Source organism: Streptomyces sp. NPDC005202 (genome assembly GCF_040608235.1).
Classification (GTDB): Bacteria; Actinomycetota; Actinomycetes; order Streptomycetales; family Streptomycetaceae; genus Streptomyces.
The window spans coordinates 71,467-84,798 of record NZ_JBEXHW010000017.1 but is presented as its reverse complement, the minus strand read 5'-3'; the positions used below and the strand labels follow the sequence as shown (position 1 = coordinate 84,798).

Below are 13,332 nucleotides of genomic sequence, written 5' to 3'. Positions count from 1 at the left end.
GGTGCGCCAGACGTTGCGCAGCAACGGCATGCGGGCGGCACGCCGGATCGAGGTCGACGGCGCCGTACTGACCGTCTACGAAGGCTGACGGCGCGCGGGGGCACGACTTTTCGAAGGGTGAAGACAGGGGGTGAAGCACGCGAGCGCCGCCGATGGGGACGGAGGCGCCGCGCAGTCGGAGGTGCCCGGAACCGGACTTGAACCGGTACGCCCGCAAGGGGCAGCGAGGTTTAAGCTCGCCGTGTCTGCATTCCACCATCCGGGCAGGCCATGGACTCCGCATCGAGGTTCCGAGCCTATCGGGACGCATCCCCCGAACAGCGGACGGGCGGACCGATGTTGTCTTATTTTATTGACGTCTGAGGGTGCATCAGTACTCGGAACAGGCCATCCGCACTTGCCAATACCCTTGCGCGAGGCAGGCGACCGCGCATGCGAAATGACGGAATTTCACCGTCCGAACGAGGGGGCTCCACCTGTTCTCGATGCCCTCTTCTCAGGGACGGCCGTCATCCCCAGGTATGACACGGACGGGTGCGGTCCGACCCGAGTCGCTCCCCGGAACCGGAACAGCGGCTGACTACACGGGCACGATCGGCGACCACGATGGATGGAGTCTTCACGAACCGTCGTCGTCCCGTCAGGAGCACCCACCCGTGACCACCGCACCCACCGCCGGCCGGACCACCGCCGTGGCCGCGCGCGCCACGGATCTGTCGAAAATCTACGGACAGGGCGAGACCCAGGTGGTCGCCCTCGACCGGGTCTCCATCGACTTCCGGCAGGCGGAGTTCACCGCGATCATGGGCCCGTCCGGGTCCGGCAAGTCCACGCTGATGCACTGCGTGGCCGGCCTGGACACCTTCTCCTCCGGTTCCGTACGCATCGGCGACACCGAGCTGGGCTCCCTGAAGGACAAGCAGCTCACCAAGCTGCGCCGGGACAAGATCGGCTTCATCTTCCAGGCGTTCAACCTGCTGCCGACGCTGACGGCCCTGGAGAACATCACCCTTCCGATGGACATCGCCGGCCGCAAGCCGGACAAACAGTGGCTGGACTCCGTGATCCGGATGGTCGGGCTCGCCGACCGGCTCAGCCACCGCCCCTCCCAGCTGTCCGGCGGTCAGCAGCAGCGCGTCGCCGTCGCCCGGGCGCTGGCCTCCAGGCCCGACATCATCTTCGGTGACGAGCCCACCGGAAACCTCGACTCGCGCTCGGGCGCAGAGGTGCTCGGCTTCCTGCGCAACTCCGTACGGGAGCTGGGCCAGACGGTGGTGATGGTGACCCACGACCCGGTGGCGGCGGCGTACGCGGACCGTGTGGTGTTCCTCGCGGACGGCCGGATCGTCGACGAGGTGTACGGGCCGACGGCGGAGTCGGTCCTGGACCGCATGCGGCATCTTCCTGGGGGAAACCCCCAGACCCCCGAGTTCGACGCCAAGGGCCGTACCAGCTGACGTCCCCGTCCACCCTCGTACCCCTGGACTGAGAAAACCCATGTTCCGCACTGCCTTGCGCAACGTATTCGCGCACAAGGCCCGGCTCCTCATGACCGTGCTCGCCGTGATGCTCGGCGTCGCGTTCGTGTCGGGGACCCTGGTCTTCACCAACACCATCTCCGACGCGTACCAGAAGAGCTCCGCCAAGGGCTTCGACCAGGTCGACGTGGCCGTGCAGGCCAAGGCCCAGGAGGACAAGGGCGACCGGATCGGCAGGACCCCCGAACTGACCGGGGCGCTGCTGGAAAAGAGCGCTCACGTGCCGGGGGCCGCCTCCGCCATCGGCGTCGTCAACGGCTTCACCGCGATCGCCGACAAGGACGGCAAGCTGATTGGCGGCGGATTCCGGTCGGAGGGCGGCAACTACTGGGGCGCCAAGGACCCCCGCTACCCGCTGAAGTCCGGCACCGCACCGCACGGCAAGGACGAGGTGCTCATCGACTCCGAGACCGCCAGGCGGGCCGGCTACGAGGTCGGCGACACCGTGCGCATCTCGGTCGACGGCCCCGTCCTGACACCGAGGATCACCGGCATCTTCACCACCGACGACGGCAACGTCGCCGCCGGCGGCAGCCTCGCCCTCTTCGACACGGCGACCGCCCAGCAGCTGTTCGGCAAGCCGGGCACGTACGACGAGATCGACGTGAAGGCGAAGGCGGGCACCAGCCAGTCGGCGCTCAAGGCGCAGCTGGATCGGGCGCTGCCCAAGGGGAAGACGGAGACCACCACCGGGCAGCAACTCGCCGACGACCAGGCGCAGATGATCTCGTCGTCGATGAGCGGCCTGCGCCAGGGCCTGCTGGTCTTCGCCGGCATCGCGCTGTTCGTGGGCACCTTCATCATCGCCAACACCTTCACCATGCTGGTCGCCCAGCGCACCAAGGAGCTCGCGCTGCTGCGCGCGGTCGGCGCCTCCCGCCGCCAGGTCACCCGGTCCGTGCTGATCGAGGCGTTCGTGGTGGGTGCGGTGGCCGCCGTGACCGGTCTGGTCGCCGGCATCGGGATCGGCGCCGGGCTGCGCTCGCTCATGGGCTCGCTGGGTGCGACCGTCCCCGACGGGCCGCTGGTCATCACGCCCGCAACGGTCGGCGCCGCCCTCGCGGTCGGCATCCTGGTGACCATGCTGGCCGCCTGGCTCCCGGGCCGCCGGGCCGCGAAGATCCCGCCGGTCGCGGCGATGAGCAGCGTGCACGCGAAGGCGACCACCAAGTCACTGGTGCTGCGCAACACGATCGGCGCCCTGTTCTCGGCCGCGGGCGTCGCGGTGGTCCTGGCGGCCACGTCGATGAACGGCACGGACGGCCAGGCCCCCATGGGCTTCGGCGCGGTGCTGCTGATCATCGGCGTGTTCATCCTGACCCCGCTGCTGTCCCGCCCGATGATCGCGGCCGCGGCCCCCCTCATGCGCGCCTTCGGCGTCTCGGGCAAGCTGGCCCGGCAGAACTCGGTGCGCAACCCGCGCCGTACGGCGGCCACCGCGTCCGCGCTGATGATCGGCCTGACCCTCATCACCGGCATGACGGTGATGGCGGGCAGCCTGCAGAAGTCGATCGACAAGATGGCGTCGTCCGCGATCCGGGCGGACTACGTGGTGTCGATGGCGAACGGCAACTCCCTCTCCCCGGACGTCGACAAGAAGCTGAGGGCCACCGACGGCGTGACGGCCACCAGCCCGCTGCGCAACGCGCCCTCCCGCATCGAGGGCCAGACCGAGTACCTGACCGGCGTCACCGGCAGCGCGATCGGCAAGCTGACCGACCTCAAGGTCGACGAGGGCTCTTTCACGGTCGGCGGCACGCAGGTCGTCGTCGACGACAACACCGCCAAGTCGTACGGCTGGAAGGCCGGTTCGAGCTTCACGGTCGCCTTCGAGGACGGCGGGAAGCAGCGCCTCACGGTCGCCGGGGTCTACGAGGGCAACGACATGATCCGCGGCATCATGCTCGACAACGCGGTCCTCTCCCCGCACCAGTCGGACCCGACCGACATGCAGGTCATGGTCAAGACGGCCGACGGCGCCTCCGGCGCGACCAAGGACCGGCTGGTGAAGGCCCTAGGCTCCAACCCGGCGATCAAGGTCCAGGACAAGAAGGACATCTCCAACGACATCGCGCGGATGTTCACGTTGATACTGAACATGCTCTACGGCCTGCTGGCCATGGCGGTGATCGTGGCGGTCCTCGGCGTCATCAACACCCTGGCGATGTCGGTCTTCGAACGCTCCCAGGAGATCGGCATGCTCCGCGCGATCGGCCTGGACCGCAAGGGCATCAAGCGGATGGTCCGCCTGGAGTCCCTGGTGATCTCCCTCTTCGGCGGCGTGCTCGGCATCGGCCTGGGCGTGTTCTTCGGCTGGGCGGCCGGTGAGCTGCTCGGTACGAAGATGGCGACGTACGAACTGGTCCTGCCCTGGGCGAGGATGGCCGCCTTCCTGCTGCTGGCCGCGACGGTCGGCGTCCTGGCGGCGCTGTGGCCGGCCCGGCGGGCGGCGCGGCTGAACATGCTGCAGGCGATCAAGGCGGAGTGACGGTACGAGCGTCGGGGCCCCGTTCCGGTGCGGAACGGGGCCCTTCGCCGTACGCGCCACGGCTGTCTACGGCTGTCCCGTCCCCCATGTACGGGAACGCAACGGCATACCGGAGTCACCGGATTCGGGGGTCTTCACGGCGAGCACCTGGTTGACGCCGATGCGGTTGCGCTCGAAGGCGAGCGCGGAGGCCGCCATGTACAGGCGCCAGACGCGGGCGCGGCCGGGGCTGGTGAGCTCCACCGCGCGGGCCCAGTTCGCCTCCAGGTTGGCGACCCAGCAGCGCAGGGTGAGCGCGTAGTGCTCGCGGATCGACTCCACGTCGCGCACCTCGAACCCGGCGCGTTCCAGCTGGGTGACCGTGCTGCCGATGGGGGCGAGCTCGCCGTCCGGGAAGACGTAGGCGTCGATGAACTCGTCCACGTGGTACGTCGACTCGTCCCGTTGCGGGCGGCGGGCGATCTGGTGGTTGAGGAGCCGTCCACCCGGCTTGAGCAGGGCCTGCAGAACGCTCGCGTACTCCAGGTAGCGGGCGGCGCCGACGTGTTCGGCCATGCCGATGGAGGAGATGGCGTCGAAGGGGCCGTCGACGATGTCCCGGTAGTCCTGGACGCGGATCTCCACCTTGTCGGTGAGCCCCTCGTCGGCGACGCGCTTGCGGGCGTACGCCGCCTGCTCCTGGGACAGGGTGACGCCGACGACGCTCACACCGTGCTCGCGGGCCGCGTGGATCGCCATGGAGCCCCAGCCGCAGCCGACGTCGAGGAGCCGCCGACCGGGCTTCAAGCCCAGTTTGAGGCAGATGAGTTCGAGCTTGTCGCGCTGGGCCTCTTCGAGCGTGGCGTCGGGTTCCGGGGCCGGCCAGTAGGCGCAGGAGTACACCATGGAGGGGCCGAGGACGAGTTCGTAGAAGTCGTTGCCGACGTCGTAGTGGTGGCTGATGGCGCGTCTGTCGGTGCGCTTGGTGTGGAGGTGGCCGCGGCGCCGGCGGACCTCCTCGCGGGGCGGCGCGGGTGGCAGCGGGAGGCCGGCGAGCTTCACGAGACCACGGACGGCGGCCCGGACCTCCGGGTCGCGCAGCGCCTCGGTGAGGCTGCGGGCGTCCTCCCCGCGCTCCCAGATCAGCCCCGACATCAGGGCGAGGGCGGTGTACAGATCTCCCTCGACACCGAGGTCACCGGCGACCCAGGCGCGGGCCAGGCCCAGTTCGCCCGGCTTCCACAGCAGCCGGCGCAGGGCGCGGCGATTGCATGCGACCAGCATCGGCGCGTCGGGCGGCCCCGCCTGTGAACCGTCCCAGGCGCGGATGCGCACCGGGAGCGGCGCCCCCAGCAACTGTTCGAGCAGACTCTTGAGCCGCAGCGCGGCTTCGGCCATGGCGCACACCTCCGTGACGACGAACCCCGGAACGTCCTCCACCACGTAAACACCAGCGTGCCCTAAGCGCAGTCCCGCAATGGAGTTACGGCTGGGCAAATCAGATGTAGCCACCACGTATATTGCGCCGGAAACGCCGAAGGACCTCCCGCACCACGGATGGCAGGAGGTCCTTCGGTTGGTTCGGTGACCGGAGGTCAGGAGGCCTTGGCCCGCTCCTCGGTCTTCGGGGCGGCGGCGACCGGCGTCGGCTTGGCGGCCTCGTAGAACTCCTCACGGGGGTTCTCCATGGCGCCCAGCGACACGACCTCGCGCTTGAGGAACATGCCGAGGGTCCAGTCGGCGAAGACGCGGATCTTGCGGTTCCAGGTCGGCATGGCCAGACCGTGGTAGCCGCGGTGCATGTACCAGGCCAGGCGGCCCTTGAGCTTGATCTTCATCTTCCCCATGACGATCATCGCCACGCCCTTGTGCAGGCCGAGGCCCGCCACCGCGCCCTTGTTGGCGTGGCTGTACTCCTTCTGCGGGAAGCCCCGCATGCCGGAGATCACGTTGTCACCGAGGACCTTGGCCTGGCGCAGCGCGTGCTGGGCGTTCGGCGGGCACCAGGCGTTCTCCACGCCGGCCTTGCGGGCGGCGAGGTCGGGCACCTGGGCGTTGTCACCGGCGGCCCAGATGTAGTCCGTGCCCTTGACCTGGAGCGTCGGCTCGCAGTCGATGTGGCCGCGGGGGCCGAGCGGCAGGCCGAAGCGGGACAGCGCCGGGTTCGGCTTGACGCCGGCCGTCCACACGATCGTGTTGGAGTCGACCTCGAGCCCGTTCTTGAGCACCACGTGGCCGTCGACGCAGGACTCCATGGAGGTGGAGAGGTAGACCTCGACGCCGCGGCCCTCGAGGTGCTCCTTGCCGTACTTGCCGAGCTTGGGACCGACCTCGGGGAGGATCTTGTCGGCGGCGTCGACGAGGATGAAGCGCATGTCCTCGCGGGACACGTTCTTGTAGTACTTGGCCGCGTCCCGGGCCATGTCCTCGACCTCGCCGATGGTCTCCGCACCGGCGAAGCCGCCGCCGACGAAGACGAAGGTGAGCGCCTTGCGGCGGATGTCCTCGTCGGTGGTGGAGTCGGCCTTGTCGAGCTGCTCGAGGACGTGGTTGCGCAGGCCGATGGCCTCCTCGATGCTCTTCATGCCGATGCCCTGCTCGGCGAGGCCGGGGATCGGGAAGGTACGGGAGACCGCGCCCATCGCGATGACCAGGTAGTCGAAGGGCAGTTCGTATGCCTCGCCGACCAGCGGGGCGACCGTGGCGACCTTGCGGTCCTGGTCGATGGTGGTGACCCGGCCGGTGAGGACCTCCGCCTTCGGGAGCACGCGTCGCAGCGGGACGACGACGTGACGCGGGGAGATGCTGCCGGCGGCGGCTTCGGGGAGGAAGGGCTGGTAGGTCATGTACGACCGGGGGTCGACGACCGTGACGGTCGCCTCGCCGTAGCGCATCTTCTTCAGGATGCGCCGAGCTGCGTACAGGCCTACGTACCCACCGCCTACTACGAGGATCCTGGGACGCTCCGTGGTGCTCATGGCATTGAGTATCCACCCGCCCCAGGGGGGTAGCTCGTGCGCCCCTTCACAAGCTTGGGCAGGGCCTGTGCTAAACTCCGCGGCCCGCCTGACGGAGGTCATGGCGGCGGAAGGGAACCGCCGGGTGGCGCGGGCCGTTGCCAATGCCGCGTGAGCTGCCCCTCCGGGTCAGGAGAGGCCCTGTGCCGACCCTCCGCCCCACCCTTGCGGAGGCCCTGCCCAACGCACTCCCGAGGAGGCTTTCACGCCTGCTGAGCCCCCGGAAGGGCCCATCAGGCCCTCTTCACGCTCCCGCAGGCCCGAATTCCTTGTGAAGAACTTCACGAAGTTTTCCGACGGGGTGTCGCCGAGGGGCACATCAGGGCCCCCGAACCCGCTCATACGTTATCCGACCTGCTCAGCCGTAGGCTACTGATCGGTAGCAAACGAGACCCACACCACCGGTCCCGGGAGACCTACGCCACCGACCACGCGATGCCGTCGAGGATGTCGTGCTCGCTGACGACGACCTCCTCCGCGCCGATCCGCTCCATGATCGCCAGCAGGATCAGGGCACCCGCGCCGATCACGTCGACGCGGCCCGGGTGCATGGCGCCGATCGCCGCACGCTCGGCGTGCGTGGCGTGCAGCAGCCGCTCGGTGATCTCGTGGACCCGGTCGTGGGAGATGCGGGAGTGGTGGATGGCGGCGGAGTCGTACTCGGGCAGGTCCTGCGCGATCGCCGACACGGTCGTCACCGACCCGGCCAGGCCCACCAGCGTGCGCGCCTCGCGCAGCGGCACCGTCTCCTCGGCGAGGTCCAGGGCGGCCTCGACGTCGGCCCTTATCGCGGCGATCTGCTCCTCGGTGGGCGGGTCGGTGACGACCCCGTCCCGGACGAGGTGACGCTCGGTCATACGGACGCAGCCGATGTCGACGGAGCGCGCCGCGCGCACATGGTCGTCGCCGACGACGAACTCGGTCGAACCGCCGCCGATGTCCACGACCAGGAAGGGCCTGGCGAGGTCTGCACGTCCCGCCAGCTCCTTCGTCGCCCCGGTGAAGGAGAACTCCGCCTCCTGGTCGCCGGAGATCACCTCGGGCTCCACGCCGAGGATGTCCAGCACCCCGCGCACGAACTCGTCCCGGTTCTCGGCGTCCCGGGAGGCGGAGGTGGCGACGAAGCGCAGCCGCTCGGCGCCGTGCTCCTTGATGATCCCGGCGTACTCGCGGCAGGCCGCGAAGGTCCGCTCCAGCGCCTCGGGAGCGAGCCGCCCGGTGCGGTCGACGCCCTGCCCGAGCCGCACGATGGTCATGCGCCGGTCGAGGTCGACGAGTTCGCCCGTCTTCGGGTTCGCGTCGGCGACGAGCAGACGGATGGAATTCGTACCGCAGTCGATGGCGGCGACGCGGGTCACTTCTGGCCCTCCCTGGAGGCTTCGTCGGTGTCGGCGTCCTGCTCCGGGACCGTCACGCACGGGCCCTTCCGCCACCACTCCGGCAGCATCGCGAGCGCCTCGTCGCCGAGGGGGTTCACCCCCGGCCCGGCGGCCAGCGAGTGGGCGACCAGGACGTGCAGGCACTTGACCCGGTCCGGCATGCCGCCCGCGCTCGGGAAGCCCTTCAGCTCCTCGATCTCGTCCCGGCGCCGGATATAGTCCTCGTGCGCGGCGCGGTACGCGGCCGCGAGCTCCGGGTCGGACGCCAGCCGCTCCGTCATCTCCTTCATCACGCCGTTGGCCTCGAGCGTGCCGATCGCGCTCGCGGCGCGCGGGCACGTCAGGTAGTACAGCGTCGGGAAGGGCGTGCCGTCGGGCAGCCGTGGGGCCGTCTCGACAACGTCCGGCTGGCCGCAGGGGCACCGGTGCGCGATCGCGCGCAGCCCGCGCGGCGGCCGCCCGAGCTGCTGCTTGAAGGCCTCGACGTCCGCCTCGGTGGGTTCGGTGCGGGGGGTCGGCGGCGGGGGGGTTTCCATGCCTTACGAAAGTCTCTCTGTCGGTTCACTGGGCGGAGGCATCGGACTTGTCGACCCCGTCCCAGACGTTCCAGTACCAGGGACGGCGGGCCGCCACCAGGTCGAGGCGCGACCGCTTGGCCGCGCCCGGGTCGATCACGACGTAACCGGTCTCACCGGGCATCACGTAGTGCAGCCGCTGCCGGATCTGCTGCTCCGCGTACGCGTCGTCCTGCCAGCGTGCCTTGAGGTCGCGCAGCTGCTCCACCCGCTCCTTGGCCTGCTGCTTCTGCCGCTGCAGGTCGGCGATCTCGGCGCGCTGGGAGACGTACTGCCGCATCGGGTACGCCAGGGCGACCACCAGCGAGCACACGACGAGCGCGAGCAGCGCCGCGCGCCCGGTCAGCCGGGAGCGGCGGGCCTGCCGCCGGGTCTGGGAGCGGTAGACGCGGGCCGCGGTCTGCTCGCCGAGCAGCCTGAGCCTGGTCGTGGTGGAGAACCGGTCCCGGTCCTTCACGGCCATCGTCCCGCCTCCCGTTCGTCCACTTTCACACGTGCGTACGTCCCCGAACACGGTACGGGACCGAGTACGGGGACGTACGTACGACTGGCTGAGCCTTGACCCTTTGCGGCCCAGCCCTTGCTGTGCCCGCTGGTCCGCTGAGCGGAACTGCGGGAAGGCTCAGCCCTTGAAGCGCGGGAAGGCCGAGCGGCCGGCGTACACCGCGGCGTCGTCGAGGATCTCCTCGATGCGCAGCAGCTGGTTGTACTTGGCGACGCGCTCGGAACGGGCCGGGGCGCCGGTCTTGATCTGGCCGCAGTTGGTGGCGACGGCCAGGTCGGCGATGGTGACGTCCTCGGTCTCGCCGGAGCGGTGGGACATCATGCACTTGAAGCCGTTGCGCTGGGCCAGCTCGACGGCGTCCAGGGTCTCGGTCAGGGAGCCGATCTGGTTGACCTTGACCAGCAGGGCGTTGGCGGCGCCCTCCTCGATGCCGCGGGCCAGGCGCTCCGGGTTGGTGACGAACAGGTCGTCGCCGACCAGCTGGACCTTGTCGCCGAGCTTGTCGGTGATGACCTTCCAGCCGGCCCAGTCGTCCTCGAACAGCGGGTCCTCGATGGAGACCAGCGGGTAGGCGGCGACGAGCTCCTCGTAGTACTCCGTCATCTCCGCGGCGGAGCGCTCCTTGCCCTCGAAGAGGTACTTGCCGTCCTTGTAGAACTCGGAGGCGGCGACGTCGAGGGCGAGGGCGATCTGCTGGCCGGGGGCGTAGCCGGCCTCCTTGATGGCCTCCAGGATGAGGTCGAGGGCCTCGCGGTTGGAGCCGAGGTTCGGGGCGAAGCCGCCCTCGTCACCGAGGCCGGTGGACAGGCCCTTGCCCTTCAGGACCTTCTTCAGGGTGTGGTAGACCTCGGCACCCCAGCGCAGCGCCTCGGAGAAGGACTCCGCGCCGATCGGGGCGATCATGAACTCCTGGATGTCCACGTTGGAGTCGGCGTGCGAGCCGCCGTTGAGGATGTTCATCATCGGCACCGGCAGCAGGTGCGCGTTCGGGCCGCCCAGGTAGCGGAAGAGGGGGAGGTCGCTGGCCTCGGAGGCGGCGTGGGCGACGGCGAGGGAGACGCCGAGGATGGCGTTGGCGCCGAGGGAGCCCTTGTTGTCGGTGGCGTCCAGGTCGAACATCGCCTGGTCGATCAGGCGCTGCTCGGTGGCGTCGTAGCCGACCAGCTCCGGGCCGATCTGCTCGATGACGGCCAGGACGGCCTTCTCGACGCCCTTGCCCTGGTAGCGGTTGGGGTCGCCGTCGCGGAGCTCGATGGCCTCGAAGGCGCCGGTGGAAGCGCCGGACGGGACGGCGGCACGACCCGTGCTGCCGTCGTCGAGGCCGACCTCGACCTCGACCGTGGGGTTGCCTCGGGAGTCCAGGATTTCCCGGGCTACGACGACGTCGATGGACGGCACGAGCATCTCCTTCTTGGATGTGACGCTGGAAGTGCGGGGCTGGTGTGCCTTGCGACTAGAGCCTAACCGCCCGGAGCCATCGGCCAGCCGACCGACCGTCCCGTGGACAGGGTGACCGTACACTTTGTTTCCACACGAAACAAAGGGGCCTGGAGAAGCCGGGATGAAGACCGGGAGAAGAAAAGCCCCGCCCCGGTGCGTACGGGGGAACACGCACCGGGGCGGGGAGCCCGTCGGGGACGGGCGGCGAGCCCCACGTGACCTCCACTGTGCGACCTCCACTGTGGAGGCCACGCGCACGAGGGACCTGTGGCTCGGCTACCGGCCGGCTGTCACTTCAGGTGCAGCTGGCCGACCGGCTGTCACTTCAGGTGCAGCTGGCCGACCGGCTGTCACTTCAGGTGCAGCTGCTGGCCCGGGTAGATGAGGTTGGCGTCCTCGACGATGTCCTTGTTCAGTTCGAACAGCTTCTGCCAGCCACCCTGGACGCGGTGCTTCTCGGCGATCGAGCTGAGGGTGTCGCCCGCGACCACCTTGTACTCGCCGTCGCCCTTCTTGACCTTCTTGCCGGTCGGGGTGGTGACGGTCTTCTTGGCGGCCGGACGCTGCGCGGAGCGGTTGGCGGCCTGCTGCTCGGTGGAGCGGGTGGTGGTGCTGCTCTTCGTGGAGCTGCCGGAGCCGTTGCTCGACGAGGAGCCCGTGCTGCCGGTGTAGGCGGCGCTGGACAGGCCCTTGCCGCAGACCGGCCAGGCGCCCTTGCCCTGGCCCGCGAGGACCTTCTCGGCGATGGCTATCTGCTGCGCCTTGGTGGCCAGGTCGGCACGCGGGGCGTAGGCGGTGCCGCCGTAGGCGGCCCAGGTGGAGTTGGTGAACTGCAGACCGCCGTAGAAGCCGTTGCCGGTGTTGATGGACCAGTTGCCGCCGGACTCGCACTGGGCGACCGCGTCCCACTCGGAAGCGGTGGCGGCGGAGGCGTTGCCGGCCGCCATCAGCGGGGCGGCGACGGCGGCACCGGTGACACCGGCGAGCGCGATGGCACGGGTTGCCTTGGACGGACGACGGTGCTTGCCCTTGCCGGAAAACAGCATGGATGGATCCCCTCACCGACGCCTGCGAGGTGAGCTGTCGGGTTCGGGCCGGTTGAGTTGCCCGGCCGCGCCCCTTGCGAGGCACGGCTTCACCCCCAGCCGCTCCGGTCAACTGCCCGGCGCGGCACTTACCTTGGGTCCCCCGCTCCTGCCTACGGCGCTTGACGCGACGACTGTTCCCGGGCAGCCGCTGGCAGGATTCGGCGTTGCGGCAGCCGGGGCTCGCGATGGCGAGCGGTCATGACCGTAGACACGCGATCCGCCGAATTTCAAAGACGATCAGGGCTTCTGAGACTCATCCCACACTTTCATTGCACCGGACATTCGGCGCGAAGTATGACGTGAACTCCCGCTACTTTTGGGCCGTTTCGGCAGGAACTTCAAGGGTCTGACCGGCAACGAGGTGGTCCGGGTCGGCGCCGATCTCGTCCTTGTTCGCGGCATAGAGCGCGCGCCACCCGCCCGGGAGGTCAAGGGAGTCGGCGATGGACGCGAGGGATTCGCCGGAGCGGACGGTGTACGAGTCGTCGACGGTGGCGCGTGCACCGCTGTCGCCGCGTGAGGCGTGACGACCAGAGGCGGCGGCCGTACGGTTGTCGGCCGGATCCTCGGCGGCACTGTCGCCACGGTGGCGGCCGGTACCGAGCGCCCCGGTGTCGACCAGGGCCGAAGAGCCGCCGGTCTGCCCGGAGTTGTCCGAGTCGCCGAACTCGGGAGCCGCCGTGGGTGAGCTGCCGAAGCCCCGCGAGTCGCTCGCATCGGATTCAGTGGATGTGTCGGACTTGGGGGAGTTGTCCACCTTGGTAGGCGAAGAAGGTGAAGAGGAAGGCTTCGTAGCGGATTCGACCGACGAGCCGGAGGGGCCCGTCGACGAGTCGGACAGACCATGGTCGGTCGACTCGGACGAGTCGGAGGATCCGGACGAGTCGGAAGCCGAGGACGAGCCGCTCCCCACGCCGGTGTCGATGTTCGCCTCACCGGAGTCCTTGGTGAGACCGGAGAGCAGCCCGCAGGTGGGCCAGGCACCGGGGCCCCGGTCGGCGAGGATCTTCTCGGCGACCGCTATCTGCTGGGACCGGCTGGCCTGGTCGGCGCTCGGGGCGTAGGCGAGGCCGCCGTACTTCTCCCAGTCGTCCTGGGTCAACTGCAGGCCGCCGTAGTAGCCGTTGCCGTTGTCGGCGCTCCAGGAGCCGCCGCTCTCGCACTCGGCCACCTTGTCCCACGTGGTGCCGTCGGCCGCGCTCGCGCCGGTGGCGCCGAGGAGCGGGATGGCGATGGCGGAACCGGTCACTCCGGCCGCAACAAGGAGAGCCGGAGCCTGACGGGGGCGACGGTGACGACCGTTCCCGGAGAGCATGCGGAAAC

General features: G+C 69.5%; 10 protein-coding genes, 1 tRNA gene and 1 riboswitch. Of the genes, 2 read left to right on the top strand and 9 right to left on the bottom strand.

The window, feature by feature from the left end:
- Positions 1-182: 182 nt before the first annotated feature.
- Positions 183-265, bottom strand: a tRNA-Leu gene (locus ABZV31_RS23450).
- 391 nt (positions 266-656) lie between these two features.
- Here ABZV31_RS23450 and ABZV31_RS23445 point away from each other — a divergent pair.
- Together ABZV31_RS23445 and ABZV31_RS23440 are read left to right on the top strand one after the other, a co-directional pair.
- Positions 657-1,457: an ABC transporter ATP-binding protein gene (locus tag ABZV31_RS23445; RefSeq protein WP_355897083.1), complete on the top strand. Its 801-nt coding sequence runs from the start codon at positions 657-659 to the stop codon at positions 1,455-1,457.
- Between the two features lie 40 nt (positions 1,458-1,497).
- On the top strand, positions 1,498-4,026 hold the full coding sequence (locus tag ABZV31_RS23440; RefSeq protein ID WP_355897080.1) for an FtsX-like permease family protein: 2,529 nt from the start codon (positions 1,498-1,500) through the stop codon (positions 4,024-4,026).
- Between the two features lie 66 nt (positions 4,027-4,092).
- On the opposite strand, the gene ABZV31_RS23435 is transcribed toward ABZV31_RS23440, so the two are convergent.
- From ABZV31_RS23435 to ABZV31_RS23400, 8 genes are all read right to left on the bottom strand, one after another.
- Positions 4,093-5,403, bottom strand: a complete 1,311-nt coding sequence (locus ABZV31_RS23435; RefSeq protein WP_355897208.1) for a cyclopropane-fatty-acyl-phospholipid synthase family protein — start codon at positions 5,401-5,403, stop codon at positions 4,093-4,095.
- Between the two features lie 197 nt (positions 5,404-5,600).
- Positions 5,601-6,983 carry an NAD(P)/FAD-dependent oxidoreductase gene (locus ABZV31_RS23430; RefSeq protein WP_355897077.1) on the bottom strand — a complete coding sequence of 461 codons (1,383 nt, stop codon included), beginning with the start codon at positions 6,981-6,983 and terminating at the stop codon, positions 5,601-5,603.
- A gap of 455 nt (positions 6,984-7,438) precedes the next feature.
- The gene (locus ABZV31_RS23425; protein ID WP_355897074.1) at positions 7,439-8,380 is read right to left on the bottom strand and encodes a Ppx/GppA phosphatase family protein; all 942 of its coding nucleotides are present in this window, start codon (positions 8,378-8,380) and stop codon (positions 7,439-7,441) included.
- Complete coding sequence (locus ABZV31_RS23420) at positions 8,377-8,937, bottom strand: DUF501 domain-containing protein (protein ID WP_355897071.1); 561 nt, start codon at positions 8,935-8,937, stop codon at positions 8,377-8,379. Before ABZV31_RS23420 ends, ABZV31_RS23425 begins: the two co-directional genes overlap by 4 nt.
- A 25-nt stretch (positions 8,938-8,962) precedes the next feature.
- Complete coding sequence (locus tag ABZV31_RS23415; protein ID WP_355897069.1) at positions 8,963-9,439, bottom strand: septum formation initiator family protein; 477 nt, start codon at positions 9,437-9,439, stop codon at positions 8,963-8,965.
- Between the two features lie 159 nt (positions 9,440-9,598).
- Entirely contained in the window at positions 9,599-10,885 is a 1,287-nt protein-coding gene (eno, locus tag ABZV31_RS23410; RefSeq protein WP_355897066.1) for a phosphopyruvate hydratase, read from the bottom strand.
- A gap of 386 nt (positions 10,886-11,271) precedes the next feature.
- Positions 11,272-11,967, bottom strand: coding sequence for a transglycosylase family protein (locus ABZV31_RS23405; protein ID WP_355897063.1), 696 nt, complete (start codon positions 11,965-11,967; stop codon positions 11,272-11,274).
- A 4-nt stretch (positions 11,968-11,971) separates the two neighbouring features.
- Positions 11,972-12,137: riboswitch (cyclic di-AMP (ydaO/yuaA leader) on the bottom strand.
- Positions 12,138-12,319: 182 nt separating this feature from the next.
- Entirely contained in the window at positions 12,320-13,324 is a 1,005-nt protein-coding gene (locus ABZV31_RS23400; protein ID WP_355897060.1) for a transglycosylase family protein, read from the bottom strand.
- Positions 13,325-13,332 lie beyond the last annotated feature (8 nt).